This window comes from Nonomuraea corallina, assembly GCF_027620315.1.
Lineage (GTDB): Bacteria > Actinomycetota > Actinomycetes > Streptosporangiales > Streptosporangiaceae > Nonomuraea > Nonomuraea corallina.
Window position 1 is genome coordinate 59,534 of sequence record NZ_JAPNNL010000006.1, and the last position, 15,535, is coordinate 75,068.

Genomic DNA, 15,535 nt, shown 5'->3' on the forward strand with positions numbered 1-15,535 from the left:
GGGGGTCACTCGCCGGTGAGGCCGTCGATCGACTCGCGGATGAGGTCGGCGTGGCCGTTGTGGCGGGCGTACTCCTCGATCATGTGGCACAGGATCCAGCGCAGGGTGGTCGGGGCGCCGCCGGGCCCTCTGCCGAGGGCCAGCTGACCCGCGTCGCCGTGGGCCAGCGCCTTGTCGACCAGGGTGCGGGAGCGGGCCACCGTGTCGTGCCAGAGCTGCCAGAGCCGCTCGGGGGTGTCGTCGGCCGCCGAGTGCCAGTCCCAGTCGGAGTCGGCCTTCCAGTCGACCGTGTCCCAGGGCGGCTGCTGGCTCTGGCCGTGCAGGCAGACGGAGAACCAGTGGTCCTCCACGTACGCCAGATGCTTGATCATTCCGCCGAGGGTCATCGACGAGGCGGCCACGGTGGTGTTCAGGGCGGCCGCGTCCAGCCCTGAACACTTCCACACGAAGGTGGCCCGCAGGAATTCGAGGAAACCGAGGAGGGTGCCGGCCTCGTCGCCGTCGAGAGGGGGCTCAGGCCGGCCTTGATCGTCCGTTTGAGTCATGATCGGTGAGTCTAGGGCCTGGTCCTCCGGCGCATCGGAGCCGGTTCTCGGCCGGACTCCCTTCCCTGACAGGGCGATGGATGTTAAACGATTAACTATGGGATCAGCACATGCAGGCGAGGTTTCCCGCCAAGCGGGAATCTTGCCTCATAAGGCATGCCAACCAAACCTACTTTACATATAGGGAATACTACGTTATACGTATAACATGCGACCCACCGCCAAGCAGGTAGCCGAGCTGGCCGGGGTGTCGACCGCCACCGTCTCGTACGTCCTCAGCGGGCGGGACCGGCGCGTCGGCGCCGAGACCAGGCAGCGCGTCCTCGACGCCGCGGCCCGGCTCGGCTACACCCCCAATCAGGCGGCCAGGAGCCTGCGCCGGCGCAGGACGCAGCGGGTCTGCCTGGTCCAGGGCTCGTTCGGCGGGGTGCCGACCGACGAGCGGCTGGCCCGCGACCTGCACGAGATGGCCGACGGGCACGGATACTCCGTCGTCACGCTGGCCGTCTACTCCGAGGCCCGCGCCGTGGCAGCGGTCGACGTGCTGCGCGGCGGCATCGCCGACGCGGTGCTCGTCAACAACGTCGGCGACCACCTCACCGAGGAGCTGCTCGCGCAGATCGTGTCCGCCCGGCTGCCGACCGTCGTGATCGGCAACGGTCCCGTGCCGCCCGGCTGCGACGTCGTACGGGCTCCGGAGACGGAGGTGTCGGCCGAGGCGGTGGAGCACCTGATCGCCCAGGGGCGGCGGCGGATCGCGTTCCTGGCCCAGCGCTACGAGCTCTACCGCGACCGGCCGATCGGCCGGCTCCTCGGCTACCACACGGCGCTCGACCGCCACGGGATCGAACAGCGGACCGTGGTGTCGGGCGCCGACGACCGGGTGAGCGCCCACCAGGCGGTCACCGGTCTGCTGCGCTCCCCCGACCCTCCCGACGCCGTCTTCGCCGCCAGCGACCGGGCCGCGATCAGCACGATCTGGGCGGTCAGGGACGCCGGGCTGCGCGTCCCCGCCGACGTCGCGGTGGTCGGCGTCGGCAACATCGACGAAGGCCTCATCACCAACCCCCAGCTCAGCACCGTTGGCCCCATCCGGCACGACTACACCGACGTCGTCCGCCTGCTCTTCGACCGGCTCCAGGCCGAGGAGCCACCGCCCGCCCGCGAGATCGTCCGCCCGTGGACGTTCGTGCGGAGGGGCTCCTCCTAGAAGGGAAACCGACGCAGATGTCTCCCCACCTTTCCCGCCGGGACCTGCTCCGCCTCGCGTCCGCCGCCGCGGCCGTGCCCGTCCTGTCCGCGTGCGCGGGCGCCCCGCCCGCGCGGACCGCCGAGCCCGGCACGTTCACCGCCTACTGGAACGCCGGCCACGACTACCAGGCCTACCGCAAGGTGATCGCCGAGTTCGAGCAGGCCAACCAGGTCAAGGTCAACCTGCAGAAGTACCAGTGGCCCGACCTGCGCACCCGGCTGCTGGCCGACTTCGCCTCCGGGGTCGTGCCGGACGTGGTCGAGGAGCCGGGCGGCTGGGTGCAGGAGTTCGCCCTCTCCGGCAACGCCCGCTCGCTGCAGGAGTACGTCGACCGCGACGGCGCCGCCATGGGCTTCCCCGCCGACTGGCAGCCGGTCACCGTCGGGCGCAACTCGTACCAGAACCAGGTGTACGGGGTGCAGCTCCACCTGACGTGCACGCTGCTCTTCTACAACAAGGGGATGCTCGACGCGGCCGGCGTGCGGCCGCCGACCACGTGGGAGGAGCTGCTGGAGGCGGCCAAGAAGCTCACCAAGGGTGACGTGTACGGCATCGCGCTCAACCAGGACTACTCCTACGCCAACCCGTGGCTGCTGCAGAACGGCGTCCGGCATTACGACCCCGCCACCAAGGAGGTGCTGACGCCGCGCGACAAGGCGATCGAGGCGATGCGTTTCCAGGCGGACCTGGTCCACAAGCACAAGGTGGCGCCGGTGCCGGTGTCGGGCACCGACTACTCGGGGCCGCAGAAGCTGTTCTCCGCCAAGCGCGCCGCGATGATCATCACGGGGCCGTGGGACATCGGGCCGATCCGGGAGACGAGCCCCGACATCGAGCTCGGCCTGGCCGCCCCGCTCAAGAAGGACGGTCAGGCCACCAACGCGGCCGGCACCAGCCTGTTCGTGCCGGCCAAGGCCGCCAGGCCCGACCTGTCGTGGGACTTCATCAAGCGCATTACCGCGCTGGAGGTCGAGCGGGCCGCCACCGAGGAGGTCGGCATGCTCATGCCGCGCGTCTCCTGGGCGGAGCTGCCCGAGGTGGCGGACGACCCGCTGATCAAGCCCTTCGCCGAAGCGCTCGGTTACGCCCAGGACGCCAGTGAGGAGATCCGGCTGACCGGCCAGTCCGGCAGGTTCGAGGAGGAGATGAAGAAGATGTACCAGTCGGTGGTGATCCAGAACCGGCCGGCCGAGGAGGCGATCCAGGCCATGGCCGACGCCGCCAAGGGCTTCCTGGCGTGAGCCTCCTCCGGCCGCGCACCCTGTCGGACAGGTACGCCAGGACCGCCTACCTGTTCCTGCTGCCCGCGATCCTGTTCTTCGCCGCGTTCTTCTACCTGCCGATCGGCAACGTCGTCTCCACGAGCCTGATGACGGGTCCGCAGGCCGACGAGTTCACCGGCCTGGGCAACTACGCCCAGGCCCTGGCCGACCCGGCGGTGCGCCACTCGTTCCTGGTGACGGTGGCGTTCGCGGCGGCGGTGGTGGCGGGGTCGATCGTGCTCGGGCTGGGCCTGGCGCTGGCGCTGGACCAGCCGCTCAAGGGCCGGGTGGCGTTCCGGGTGATGCTGCTCGTGCCGTACCTGACGTCGGTGGCGATCGTCGGCCTGCTCTGGCGCAACATCCTCGACCCGGAGCTGGGCGTGCTCAACCGGACGCTGTCCTCGTTCGGGCTGCCCGAGCAGCAGTGGCTCAACACGCACCCGCTGCTCACCATCGCCGCGATCACGCTCTGGCAGAGCGCGGGCTACACGATGGTGCTGTTCCTGGCGGGGCTGCAGGGCATCCCCGAGACGTACCACGAGGCCGCGAGGATCGACGGGGCGGACGCCTGGCAGCGGTTCTGGCGGATCACGCTGCCGCTGCTGGCCCCGACGACGCTGTTCGTGTCGGTGATGGCGGTGATCTCGGGGCTGCAGGCGTTCGGGCAGGCGTACATCATCACCAACGGCGGTCCAGGCGACGCCACCGACCTGTCGGTGTTCCACATCTTCAACGTGGCCTTCCGCACCCGCGACTTCGGCTACGCCTCGGCGCAGTCGGTGCTGCTGCTGGTGGTGATCGTCGCCTTCACGCTGATCCAGCTGCGGGCCGGGCGGCGCGGGGAGGTGCGTCACTGATGCGGCGCGCGCTGATCTACCTGATGCTCACCCTCGCCTCGCTGGTGATGGTGCTGCCGCTGCTCTACATGCTCTCGCTGTCGCTGCAGACGGAGGCGGAGACGCTCGCCGCCGAGGCGGTGATCGTGCCGGAGAGCCCGCAGTGGGGCAACTACGCCGAGCTGTTCGCGCGGGCGCCGTTCGGCGACTTCATCGTCAACAGCTTCGTCGTGGCGGGCGCGATCACGGTGGCCCACCTGCTGTTCGACCCGCTGGTCGGGTACGTGTTCGCCAAGTTCGACTTCCCGCTGCGCAACACGCTGTTCGTGGCGCTGCTGGCCACTCTCATGGTGCCGTTCTTCGTCCGGATGATCCCCCTGTACGTGCTCATGGCGCACCTGGGGTGGATCAACACGTACCAGGGGTTGATCACCCCGTTCCTCATGGACGCGTTCGGCATCTTCCTCATGCGGCAGTTCATCCAGCCGATCCCGGACGACCTGATCAACGCGGCCCGGATCGACGGCGCGTCGGAGTTCACGATCTACCGGCGGATCATCCTGCCGCAGACCCGGCCGGCGCTGGCCGTGCTGGGGCTGTTCACCTTCGTCTTCCAGTGGAACGAGTTCCTCTGGCCGCTGGTGGCGACCACCACGCCGGAGATGCGGACGATCCCCGTCGGGCTCACGCTGTTCAACCAGGAGTACTTCACGCTCTGGCATCTCACGGCGGCGGGCTCGGTGATCCTGTTCGTCCCCACCGCCGTGCTGTTCATCGTCAGCCAGCGCTACTTCGTGCGTGGTATCACGCTGACCGGCCTTCGTTAGGAGTCATCGAGTGCGCCCGAACGTGATCGTCGTCCTCACCGACCAGCAGCGGTGGGACACCGTCGGCCCGGCCTTCACGCCGAACCTGGACCGCATGGCCAGGCACGGCACGCAGGCGGCGGTGGCGCTGACCCCGCAGCCGGTGTGCGCGCCGGCCCGGTCGGCGCTGCAGACCGGGCGCTACCCGACCACGACCGAGGTCTACCGCAACGGCGTCGTGCTGCCGCCCGAGGAGCGGACGCTGGCCCACCACTTCGGCGCGGCCGGCTACGCCACCGGCTACATCGGCAAGTGGCACCTGGGCAGCGCCGACCCGGTGCCCGCCGGGGAGCGCGGCGGCTACCGGAGCTGGCTGGCGTCGAACGTCCTGGAGTTCACCTCCGACGCCTACCGGACGATCACCTACGACGACGCGGGCGAGCCGGTGTTCCTGCCGGGCTACCGCTCCGACGCGCTGGTGGACGCGGCCGTCCGCTTCGTCGCCGACCACCACGACGAGCCGTTCTTCCTGTTCCTGTCCTTCATCGAGCCGCACCACCAGAACGAGGTGGACGACTACCCGGCGCCCGACGGCTACGAGGAGCGCTACCAGGGGACCTGGCTGCCGCCGGACCTGGCGGCGCTCGGCGGCACCGCGCACCGGCACCTGGGCGGCTATCTCGGCCAGATCAAGCGGCTGGACGAGGGACTGGGCCGGCTGCTGGACGCGCTGCGCAGCATGGAACTGCTGGACGACACGATCGTGGCCTACACCTCCGACCACGGCAGCCACTTCAAGACCCGCAACGACGAGTACAAGCGGTCCTGCCACGACGCCTCGCTGCGGGTGCCGCTGGCGCTGCGCGGCCCGGCCTTCGACGGCGGCGGCGTGGTCGCCCGGCCGGTGTCGACCATCGACCTGCCGCCCACGCTGCTGGAGGCGGCCGGGCTGCCGGTGCCGGAGGAGATGCAGGGCCGCTCGTTCCTGTCGCTGCTGCGCGACGCCCGCGCCGACTGGCCGGAGGAGGTGTTCTTCCAGGTGAGCGAGTCGGAGGTGGGCCGCGGCGTCCGCACCGGCCGGTGGAAGTACTACGCGGTCGCCGAGGACGCCGACGGCTGGAACGACCCGGCCGCCCCCCGCTACCGCGAGCAGGCCCTGTACGACCTGGCCAGCGACCCGCACGAGCTGGTGAACCTGGCCGGGCTGCGCTCCCATCTCAAGGAGGCCGCCGAGCTGCGCGAGCGCCTCGTCCGCCGGATGGTGGCGGCGGGCGAGGCGGAGCCGGTGATCGAGCCGGCGGCCGAGAACGACTCGCGGGAGAGGGTGCTGGCCGACCCGACCGTCAGGCTGGGCGGCCTGGAGCCGGTGCGGTTCGGTCATCAGCGCCCGAGCCGGTCGTAGTCCTATACTCCTCCCGACAGCCTCGGAGGATGTGAGCCTTGACCGTCCCGGTGCCCGCCGCGAGCAGAGCGGCCGAGCCCCTGTGCTACCCGGCGCGATCCCTGGTGATCATCACCGGGCTGCCGGGGGCGGGCAAGTCGACGCTGCTGGGCCGCCTCTACCCGCTGACCGGCGCCGAGACCGCCCCGGTCCGGGTGGACGGCGCGACGGTCGTCGACTCGATGCAGTCCCGCCTGCGCTGGGCGGCTCCGCTGGCCCGGGCGCCGAAGCCGATCCGCACGGCCACCGTGTTCGTCACCCACGTCCGGCGCGTCCGGGCCGCGCTCCGGCGCGGCGAGTCGGTGGTCGCGCACAACCGGGGCTGCGGCCCGCTGGTGCTGCGCGGCTTCGCCCGGCTGGCCCGCCGCGCGGGCGCGAGCTTCCATCTGGTGATCCTGGACGTGCCCGCCGACGCGGCGATGGCGGGCCAGCGCGCCCGGGGACGGGTCGTCCCCCGGCGCACCTTCGACCGTCACCGCCGCCACTGCGCGGCGCTGCTGGCCCGGGTCCTGTCCGGCGACCCCGCTCCGGCGGCCTCGGCCCTGGTGCTGGACCGGGAGGCCGCCAGGCGGCTGCCGGGCATCAGATTCGGGTGATGCGGACCGCGTCGGCGACCACGTAACCGGTCGTGGTGGTCCAGCGGCTCACCCCGACCACGTTGTACGTGCCCGCGTTCAGCGAGAAGGCGCCGAGGTCGCGCCAGGCGCCGCCGGTGCGCTGGTCCACGGTGACGGTCCGGTTGCCGCCGGAGGCGGCGACGAGGTGCGGGGTGGCGCTGTTGTAGCCGGCGTTGCCCGGATACCAGACCTCGATCCGGTACGTGCCCGCGCTCGGGATGCTCGCCCGGAACCAGGCCGGGTCGCTGGCGGCCACCGGCTCGGCGAACCGGTAGTCGGCGCCGTGCCGCTCGGCCGAGTACGCGGAGGTGCCCCAGCTCGTCCCGGCGGTGAACCCGGCGTCGGCGTTGTCCACGATGACGCTGAACCCGCCTCCGGAGCCGGTCACGGCCCGGCCCGCGCTGGGGGCGCTCTCCTGGTGGGTGCGGGCGAGCGCGGTCACGTAGTAGGTGTAGGCGGTGCCGGCGGCGGCCGTGGCGTCGGTGAACGTCTTCTGCCGGGTGGTGCCGAGCAGGTTGCGGGCGTCGGCGAACGCGCACGGGTCGGCGGCCGAGGGCGTGCCGGTCACCCGGTAGACGGCGTAGGCGGCGCCGTTGCCGGTCCAGGCGAGCGACACGCCGCCGGCGCCCCGCGTCGCGGAGGTGATCGAGGGCGCGGCGGGGGCGGCGGCCGAGCCGCGCGCGGGGTGCAGCGCGGGCCTGGTGTAGTGCGCGCCGGCCAGGATGGAGAAGGAGTTGATCCGGTTGGCCCTGACGTCCTTGGCACTGAAGAAGATGTCGCCGGCCACCTCGGGGTGCTGCCGGTTGAGATGCAGGTGGTCGCTGAGCTCGTTCGGGTCCTGCCAGTCGGCGCCGTGGCTGCTCACCCCGGCCCGGTAGGCGGCCTGGCCGGCCAGGAGCCGCACGCCGGTGTTCCTGACGACCTCGGACCACCAGGCGATGAGCACCTGGTAGTCGGCGACGGAGTAGCCGATGTGCCAGTAGAGCTGCGGCGCGATGTAGTCGACCCAGCCTTCCTTCACCCACTTGCGGGTGTCGGCGTAGATGGCGTCGTACGACTGCAGGCCCGAGGTGCGCGAGCCGAGCGGGTCGGTGGAGGCGTTGCGCCAGATGCCGAACGGGCTGATGCCGAACGACACGTGCGGCTTGGCCGCGTGGATGCGCTGGTCGAGCTCGCGCACCAGCAGATTGACGTTCTCCCGCCGCCAGTCGTGGACGCTGGCGAACCCGCCGCCGTACTGGGCGTACGCGGCCGAGTCGGGGATGGTCTGGCCGCTGGCCGGATACGGGTAGAAGTAGTCGTCGAGATGGACGCCGTCGAGGTCGTACCTGGTGACCGCGTCCATGATCACGTCTTCGATGAAGTCGCGCACCTGCGGCAGGCCGGGGTTGTAGTAGAGCTTGCCGTCGTAGGCGAAGCGCCAGGAGGGGTTGCGGCGGGCGGGGTGCGAGGCGACCAGCCGGTCGGGGTCGGCGTGGTTGGCCACCCGGTACGGGTTGAACCAGGCGTGCAGCTCCAGGTCGCGCTGGTGCGCCTCGGCGACCATGAACGCGAGCGGGTCGTAGCCCGGGTTGGCGCCCTGGGTGCCGGTCAGCCACTGCGACCACGGTTCGAGCGAGGACGGCCAGAACGTGTCGGCCGTGGGCCGCACCTGGACGACGACGGCGTTCATGCGCCGCTGGACGGCCAGGTCCAGCCAGGCGCGGAACTCGGCCTGCTGCGCCGAGACGCTCAGGCCCGTGCGGCTGGGCCAGTCGATGTTGGCGACGCTGGAGATCCACATGGCCCGGAGCTGGCGCTTGGGGGTGGCGGGGTCGGTCGTGCAGGCGGCGGTGGTGGCGGTGGTGTTCGCGACGGCCGCGGGGGCGGCGGCGGGCACGACGAGGGTGCCGAGCGCGGCGGTGAGTGCTACCAGAGCGAGGCGCAGGAGCGAGGTCACGAAGAGAAGTTTCAGTGCATCGTGACCAGACCGCAATAGTTTTCAGATCATTGGCAGGGGCCCAACTTGCGACGACCTCCGACGCGCGGGCGGAAAGTTTCCTTGAATAGCCCAGTAATGTCAATTATCGACATCTGTCATGAAACTCGCTTACTGTGCGTGCGGTACCCCCCGAAGTGGAGCTCTCATGACACTGGCACGGACCCGATTAGTAGCCCTCGTCGCCGCCGCCCTCGGCTCCCTCCTGGTCTTCGCAGGCCAGCCCGCCCTGGCCGAGCGGGGCGCCGCCCCGCTCGCGGACGCCTTCGCCAAGGCCGCCGCCGAGCACGACGTCCCGCGTGACCTGCTCGTCGCCCTCGGCTACGCGGAGACCCACCTCGACGGCCACGGCGGCGAGCCCAGCGCCAGCCGCGGCTACGGGCTCATGCACCTCGTCGACAACCCCACCAACCAGACGCTCCAGGAAGCCGCCAAGCTCACCGGCCTGCCGGCCGCGACGCTGAAGAAGGACGACGCCGCCAACGTCCTCGGCGCCGCCGCCGTGCTCCGCTCGTACGCCGACAAGCTCGGCCTCGACGAGGCCGCCAGGAAGGACGCCGGCCGCTGGTACCCGGCGGTCGCCGAGTACGGCCACGCGTCCTCGCCGGAGACGTCCCGCCTGTACGCCGACGCCGTCTACGAACTGCTCGGCCTCGGCCTGGAGGCCCGCGGCGTGCGCGTCAAGCCGCAGGAGGTCACCGCCGACCGCGGCGACCTCGCCCAGGCCCGCGACCTCAACGCGCAGGCCGCGGTCGCCAGCCCCGACTACCCGCCCGCCGCCTGGGTCCCCGCCTCGACGAGCAACTACCGCGTCTCCAACCGCGAGACCAGCTACAACATCGACCGCATCGTCATCCACGTCACCCAGGGCTCCTACGCGGGCACGATCTCGTGGTTCCAGAACCCGAGCGCCCAGGTCTCGGCGCACTACGTGGTCAAGTCGTCCAACGGCGCCATCACCCAGATGGTGCGTGACAAGGACGTCGGCTGGCACGCCGGGAACTCCTCCTACAACAACCGCTCGATCGGCATCGAGCACGAGGGCTGGGTCAGCGACGCGTCCTGGTTCACCGACGCGATGTACCGCTCCTCCGCCGCGCTGACCCGCCACCTGGCCGACAAGTACGGCGTCCCGAAGAACCGCACCGGCATCATCGGCCACAACGAGGTGCCCGGCGCCACCCACACCGACCCGGGGCCGCACTGGAACTGGACCACGTACCTCAACTACGTGAACGGCGGCACCACCAATCCGCCGAGCTGGACGACCACGATCGACAACGCCGGCGCCCAGTTCACCGCCAGCACCAACTGGGGCACCTCGGCGTACTCCGGCCAGCGTCACGGCACCGACTACCGCTTCGCCACCCCGGTGTCGGTCAGCGACGGGGCCTGGTACTCGGCGACCATCCCCAGCGCCGGCGCGTACCAGATCGAGGTCTGGTATCCCAGTGATCCCGGATACAACACCTCGGCCCCGTACATCGTGGCCACGTCCAGCGGGAACCAGACGGTCTACGTCGATCAACGCTCGGGCGGCGGCGCCTGGCGGAGCATCGGCACCTTCCAGCTCAACGCCGGCACGCAGAACGTCGTCGGCGTCAGCCGGTGGACCGGCGGCACCGGCTACGTGATCGCGGACGCGGTCCGCATCTCCCGCCCGTAGGAACCGGAGAACCCCGCTGACGGGGAGCGCCTCGACGGCGCTCCCCGTCACTGCTACGCGTCACTGCTGCGCGTCCCGGCGCGGGCGCTCAGAGCGGGAGCAGGCCGCCGTCGCCGCCGCCGGTCCGGGTCTGGAGCGTGCGGATGGCGTCCAGCACGTGGCGCGTGCGGGCCGCCTCTTCCAGCAGGTCGCCGCGGGAGCGCTTCCCGGCGGAGCGTTCCAGCCGGTCGAGGATGCGTACGCGCTCCTCCAGCCGGTGGACGGCCGCCCACAGCGCCCGTTCCATGGCGTCGGCCTGCGCGTCGACCAGGCTCTCTTCGGACCAGGAGTGCCCCACCCGGCAGATGTGGCGTCCGGCGGTCTCGTACAGCGGGCCGCCGCACTCCGGGCAGCTGAGGCCGGTAAGGCCGTCGGCCGCCTCGCCGGGGGCACTCGGCGGGCCCAGGAATCGGGAAACCTCGCGGATCAACTCGGCGTCGTCCACAGCCTCCTCCATGATGAGTCGGGCGCGCCGCTCAGCACGACGGCCGCCACCCGCGCCCGGCATCGGGCGCCGGCCGGTGGGCCGGCGCCCTGCGGCACCACGAGCGCCGCGGCGGGCAGGTCTGCTGGGAGCGTGCCGAGCAGGAGTCGCAGCGCCTCCGCCGCTCCGGCGGAGGCGGCGACCACGATCGTGTCGCTTCCGACTGTCAGCACCCTGTCCCTCTGTCCCACGGGCGCGGGCTCATGCGTGGCGCCGGATAAGCGCCGGGCAGGCGCCGGGCAGGCTCAGGTACGGCGCCAGCGCGACTCGCCGAAGCAGTAGCCCGCGAACAGCAGCAGCCCGAGAGCGACCGCGACCAGCAGCCAGGGGCCGACGGGGGTGTCGGCGAAGGAGCGCAGCGCCTGGTCGATGCCGCCGGCCTTGTCCGGGTCGTGGGTGATCGCCGCCTGCACGACGAGGATCCCGGCGAGCCCGGCGATGACGCCGCGGGCCACGTAGCCGGCCATGCCGAGCCTGTCCATCATCGAGCGGGTCTGGGGCGACATCTGCCCGGTGTTGAGCTCCTCGCGGAACTTCTTGGTGACGCCTCGCCGAATCCAGTAGACGCCGAGCGCGATGATGCCGAGGCCGATGGCGCCCACGATGAACTCCCCGCCGGGGAGGTCGAGCAGCTTGCCGGTCACGTCCTGCGACTTCTGGTCCTCGGACGCGGCCCGCCCGTCCAGCAGCACGCTGAGCAGGGTGAACACGATCAGTCCGTACACCACGGTCCTGGCGGCCGACTCGACCCGGTCGAGGGTCTTGTGATGGCTGAACAGCGCTTCGGAGGCCTGCCAGATGGCGAGCGCGGCGAAGCCGACGACCATCACCCACAGGATCACCGAGCCGAAGGGCAGGTCGGCGACCGCGGTGATGGCGCCGCCCTTGTCGGCCTCCCGGTCGCCGCTTCCCATGGCGATCTGGATGGCCAGCACGCCGATCAACGCGTACAAGACGCCACGGCAGGCCAGTCCGATCCGGGCCAAGCGGTCCAGGGCCGGGCTGTCCGCCGCTCGCCGGGCGGCTGCCTCCGCCGACCGGCCGGCACTCTGTGCAGTGCTCATGAGGTCCTCCAGGGGGTCGAAGGCCCGTCCAGTGCCCAGAATCCGCGCCGCCAGTCACCACGCCGCGAACGCCCACGTCAACCGCACCATGGCGCAACCCAACGCGTTCTTGGCCCTATCGTGGCATGACGCAGGGTAGTGGAGTCCTCACGGAACGCCTGCTGAGGGAGAACCAGGGTGACGATCGAGAAGCCGAAGGGCGGCGAACCGGAAACCTCGCCGTTGGCCCCGGTGCGCCACGAGGGCACGGGAGCCTTCATCGCCCGCTGGCTCACCTCCACCGACCACAAGGTGATCGGCTACCTCTACCTGATCACCTCGTTCGCGTTCTTCCTGGTCGCGGGCATCATGGCCCTCGTCATCAGGGCGGAGCTGGCGGCGCCCGAACTGCAACTGGTGAACGCGCGGACCTACAACCAGCTGTTCACCATGCACGGCGGGGCCATGCTGCTGCTGTTCGCGACCCCGCTGTTCGCGGGCTTCGCCAACGTCATCATGCCGCTGCAGATCGGCGCCCCCGACGTGGCCTTCCCCCGGCTCAACATGGTCAGCTACTGGCTGTTCCTGTTCGGCGGGCTCATCACCCTCTCGGGGTTCCTCACCAACGCCGGCGCCGCCGACTTCGGCTGGTTCTCCTACACGCCGCTGTCGAACCGCATCTACTCCCCGCACCTGGGCGGCGACCTGTGGATCATGGGATTGACGCTGGCGGGCGTCGGCACGATCCTCGGCTCGGTCAACTTCTTCACCACGATCGTGTGCATGCGCGCGCCCGGGATGACCATGTTCCGGATGCCGATCTTCACCTGGAACGTGCTGCTGACCAGCATGATCGTGCTGATGGCCTTCCCGGTGCTGGCGGCGGCGCTGCTGGCCGTCGAGGCCGACCGCAAGTTCGGCACCCACATCTACGACCCTGCCGTGGGCGGGCCGATCCTCTATCAGCATCTGTTCTGGTTCTTCGGCCATCCCGAGGTCTACATCATCGCGCTGCCGTTCTTCGGCATCATCACCGAGGTCATCCCGGTCTTCTCCCGCAAGCCGATCTTCGGGTACGTCGGCCTGGTCGGCGCGACCATCGCCATCGCCGGGCTGTCGATGACGGTGTGGGCGCACCACATGTTCCCCACCGGGCAGGTGCTGCTGCCGTTCTTCTCGTTCATGACGTTCCTCATCGCGGTGCCGACCGGGGTGAAGTTCTTCAACTGGATCGGCACCATGTGGCGCGGCCATCTGAGCTTCGAGCCGCCGATGCTGTTCGTGATCGGGTTCCTGGTGACGTTCCTGCTCGGCGGGCTGACCGGCGTCATCCTGGGCTCGCCGCCGCTGGACTTCCAGGTCACCGACTCCTACTTCGTGGTGGCGCACTTCCACTACGTGGTGTTCGGCACGGTGGTGTTCGCGATGTTCGCCGGGTTCTACTTCTGGTGGCCCAAGATGACCGGCCGGATGCTGGACAACCGGCTGGGCGCGTGGCACTTCTGGCCGCTGTTCGTCGGCTTCCACACCACGTTCCTGGTGCAGCACTGGCTGGGCTGGGCGGGCATGCCGCGCCGCTACGCCGACTACGCCGCCGGCGACGGGTTCACCCTGCTCAACCAGATCTCGACCGCCGGCTCGATGATCCTCGGCCTGTCGACGCTGCCGTTTCTCTACAACGTGTGGATGACCTCGCGCAAGCCGCGCTGGGTCACCAGGGACGACCCGTGGGGCTTCGGCAACTCCCTGGAGTGGGCCACGAGCTGCCCGCCGCCCCGGCACAACTTCTCCTTCATGCCGCCCATCCGCTCCGAGCGCCCCGCCTTCGACCTGCACCACCCGCACGCCTATCCGCGGCGGGACGAGGTCGAGGCGTGAGACCTACTTTGGTCGGAGCGGCGCATCCCCAAGGCTGATCCGCGGGCGGCTGACCGGTCACTACGGTCGTGACATGCGCAAAGCGATCCAGCTCGTCGGCCTGATCCTGGCATTACAGGGCATCAGCGGCGCGATCGACCACGTGGCCGCCCAGCCGATCTTCGGCTTCCTCCTGAACTTCTTCAACCGGGTGATCATTCCGCGCGTCGACGCGCTGGCCGGCTACGAGCTGTTCGCCAACCTCAGCCTGGCGGCCCTGGGCGTCGTGCTGATCCTGGCCGCCGAGCGCGCCCGCTGAGCGCTACCCGGCATGGCTGAGCTGGGGGTGGTCGCGCAGGATGATCGGGGCCGACAGCATCGTGTGCCGCTCCCCGACCTCGCCCACCAGCACCGGCCAGGTGCCGATGTTGCGGCAGCCCGCCGCCAGCGGGCGCAGCTCGGCCGGCGGGTTCAGGAGCGAGACGAACCGGCCGCCGTGGGTGCGCACCACGCTCTGCGCCGAGACGAACGTCCGCTTGAGCGCCTCCGCCGGCTCCCCGCCCTCCCAGCAGGTGGTGTTGGCCACGGTCACCGTGAGCCGGAACAACCGGTCGCGCAGCCGCACGGCGCGCGTCTCGGCCCAGCCGTGCAGCGTCTCCCAGCAGCGCAGCACCGCCCCGGCCCGGCCGCGGGCGTCGATCAGCCAGACCGCCTCCTGGTCGCCGGGGACGTCGACGCTCATCGTGTACGCCGCTCCGGCCAGGTCGGCCAGCGCCAGCCCGGACACGGCGGCCTCGCGCTCGCGCGCCTCCGTGCCCGGCACGTAGCGGGTGCCGTCGACGGTCAGCTCCGCCGCCGGTTCCAGCTCGTCGCCGCGCGCCCTCGCCACCTCCCTGGAGACCAGGTGCAGGAACCGTACGTGGACGTCCACGGTGTCCGAAGGGGCCGCCTCGACCAGGCGCTGCGTCTGCATCAGGGAAGGCAGACCGGCCTGCCCCCGGGCGTACGGCTCCGGGTGGAGGCCGCGCAGGTGCCGGTCGTCCAGCAGCCGGGGGCGACACTCGTACAGCACGGCCTGCGCGATCTGTCTCACTCTGTCCATGTCGATCCGCCTTGCAACTGATTCATTACTCTTCGTAATCGACATACCGCTGAGACAGAGCGGGCAAACCAGCACTCAGGTGACGGGAACGATCTCCGCCTCCACGAGCGCGCCGTCCGCGATCCGCAACACCCCCACGGTCCCGTGCGGCTGACGCCTCCGGTCGGTCGGCGAGCCGGGGTTGAAGATGCGCAGGCCGCCCTCGGACGCGTCGAGCGGGATGTGCGAGTGGCCGAACACCACCAGACCGGCGTCGGGGAACCGCCGCCGCATCCGGGCCATCCGCCCCTTGGCGGGGCCGCTGTCGTGGATCAGGGCCACCCGCAGCCCCTCCAGGTCCAGCTCCAGCGTCTCGGGCGCGTCCAGGTCAGGCCCGTCGTTGTTGCCCTTCACCACGTGGACGGGCGCGTACGCGGACAGCTCGGCGATCACGGAGGGCACGCACACGTCGCCGGCGTGCAGGATCACGTCGGCGTCCCCGAGCAGCTCGGCCACCCTCGGCGGGCACGACCTCCAGTGGCGCGGCGCGTGCGTGTCGGCCAGCACGACCACTTTCACACCGGGCCCCTGCCCGCCCGCGGCACGAGTCACGCCAGTTCCCCGGCGG

The 15,535-nt window shown here is 70.8% G+C and carries 16 protein-coding genes; 9 read left to right on the forward strand and 7 right to left on the reverse strand.

Features of this window, described 5'->3' with window-relative positions; all coding sequences use genetic code 11:
- Positions 1-5 precede the first annotated feature (5 nt).
- Positions 6-545: a DinB family protein gene (locus tag OUY22_RS02945; RefSeq protein WP_270153133.1), complete on the reverse strand. Its 540-nt coding sequence runs from the start codon at positions 543-545 to the stop codon at positions 6-8.
- Between the two features lie 208 nt (positions 546-753).
- Here OUY22_RS02945 and OUY22_RS02950 point away from each other — a divergent pair, with 208 nt between their 5' ends.
- The 6 genes from OUY22_RS02950 to OUY22_RS02975 are packed head-to-tail and all read left to right on the forward strand — an operon-like array spanning position 754 to position 6,738.
- Complete coding sequence (locus OUY22_RS02950) at positions 754-1,755, forward strand: LacI family DNA-binding transcriptional regulator (RefSeq protein ID WP_270153134.1); 1,002 nt, start codon at positions 754-756, stop codon at positions 1,753-1,755.
- Between the two features lie 17 nt (positions 1,756-1,772).
- Positions 1,773-3,038 carry a sugar ABC transporter substrate-binding protein gene (locus OUY22_RS02955; RefSeq protein WP_270153135.1) on the forward strand — a complete coding sequence of 422 codons (1,266 nt, stop codon included), beginning with the start codon at positions 1,773-1,775 and terminating at the stop codon, positions 3,036-3,038.
- A complete protein-coding gene (locus tag OUY22_RS02960) occupies positions 3,035-3,916 on the forward strand; it encodes a carbohydrate ABC transporter permease (RefSeq protein ID WP_270153136.1) in 882 nt (293 codons plus the stop codon). Before OUY22_RS02955 ends, OUY22_RS02960 begins: the two co-directional genes overlap by 4 nt.
- Positions 3,916-4,722: a carbohydrate ABC transporter permease gene (locus OUY22_RS02965; protein ID WP_270153137.1), complete on the forward strand. Its 807-nt coding sequence runs from the start codon at positions 3,916-3,918 to the stop codon at positions 4,720-4,722. The genes OUY22_RS02960 and OUY22_RS02965 overlap by 1 nt, the downstream gene beginning before the upstream one ends.
- A 10-nt stretch (positions 4,723-4,732) precedes the next feature.
- Complete coding sequence (locus OUY22_RS02970; RefSeq protein WP_270153138.1) at positions 4,733-6,103, forward strand: sulfatase-like hydrolase/transferase; 1,371 nt, start codon at positions 4,733-4,735, stop codon at positions 6,101-6,103.
- A 38-nt stretch (positions 6,104-6,141) separates the two neighbouring features.
- A complete protein-coding gene (locus tag OUY22_RS02975) occupies positions 6,142-6,738 on the forward strand; it encodes an AAA family ATPase (RefSeq protein WP_270153139.1) in 597 nt (198 codons plus the stop codon).
- Here the strand turns inward: OUY22_RS02975 and OUY22_RS02980 are convergent.
- Positions 6,725-8,698 (reverse strand): family 10 glycosylhydrolase, encoded by a 1,974-nt coding sequence (locus OUY22_RS02980; RefSeq protein WP_270153140.1) that lies wholly within the window; start codon positions 8,696-8,698, stop codon positions 6,725-6,727. The genes OUY22_RS02975 and OUY22_RS02980 overlap by 14 nt on opposite strands.
- Before the next feature lie 187 nt (positions 8,699-8,885).
- Here OUY22_RS02980 and OUY22_RS02985 point away from each other — a divergent pair, with 187 nt between their 5' ends.
- Positions 8,886-10,403, forward strand: coding sequence for a golvesin C-terminal-like domain-containing protein (locus OUY22_RS02985; RefSeq protein WP_270153141.1), 1,518 nt, complete (start codon positions 8,886-8,888; stop codon positions 10,401-10,403).
- An 88-nt stretch (positions 10,404-10,491) separates the two neighbouring features.
- On the opposite strand, the gene OUY22_RS02990 is transcribed toward OUY22_RS02985, so the two are convergent.
- From OUY22_RS02990 to OUY22_RS03000, 3 genes are all read right to left on the reverse strand, one after another.
- Positions 10,492-10,887 (reverse strand): hypothetical protein, encoded by a 396-nt coding sequence (locus OUY22_RS02990; protein ID WP_270153142.1) that lies wholly within the window; start codon positions 10,885-10,887, stop codon positions 10,492-10,494.
- On the reverse strand, positions 10,869-11,099 hold the full coding sequence (locus OUY22_RS02995; RefSeq protein WP_270153143.1) for a hypothetical protein: 231 nt from the start codon (positions 11,097-11,099) through the stop codon (positions 10,869-10,871). Before OUY22_RS02995 ends, OUY22_RS02990 begins: the two co-directional genes overlap by 19 nt.
- A gap of 72 nt (positions 11,100-11,171) precedes the next feature.
- Positions 11,172-11,990, reverse strand: coding sequence for a DUF1206 domain-containing protein (locus tag OUY22_RS03000; protein WP_270153144.1), 819 nt, complete (start codon positions 11,988-11,990; stop codon positions 11,172-11,174).
- 222 nt (positions 11,991-12,212) lie between these two features.
- On the opposite strand from OUY22_RS03000, the gene ctaD reads away from it, so the two are divergent.
- Positions 12,213-13,847, forward strand: a complete 1,635-nt coding sequence (gene ctaD, locus OUY22_RS03005; protein ID WP_408638103.1) for an aa3-type cytochrome oxidase subunit I — start codon at positions 12,213-12,215, stop codon at positions 13,845-13,847.
- Positions 13,848-13,920: 73 nt separating this feature from the next.
- Entirely contained in the window at positions 13,921-14,145 is a 225-nt protein-coding gene (locus OUY22_RS03010) for a hypothetical protein (RefSeq protein WP_270153145.1), read from the forward strand.
- A gap of 3 nt (positions 14,146-14,148) precedes the next feature.
- Here OUY22_RS03010 and OUY22_RS03015 read toward each other — a convergent pair whose 3' ends face one another.
- Positions 14,149-14,928, reverse strand: a complete 780-nt coding sequence (locus OUY22_RS03015; protein WP_270153146.1) for a hypothetical protein — start codon at positions 14,926-14,928, stop codon at positions 14,149-14,151.
- Positions 14,929-15,003: 75 nt separating this feature from the next.
- The gene (locus OUY22_RS03020; RefSeq protein WP_270153147.1) at positions 15,004-15,486 is read right to left on the reverse strand and encodes a metallophosphoesterase family protein; all 483 of its coding nucleotides are present in this window, start codon (positions 15,484-15,486) and stop codon (positions 15,004-15,006) included.
- Positions 15,487-15,535 lie beyond the last annotated feature (49 nt).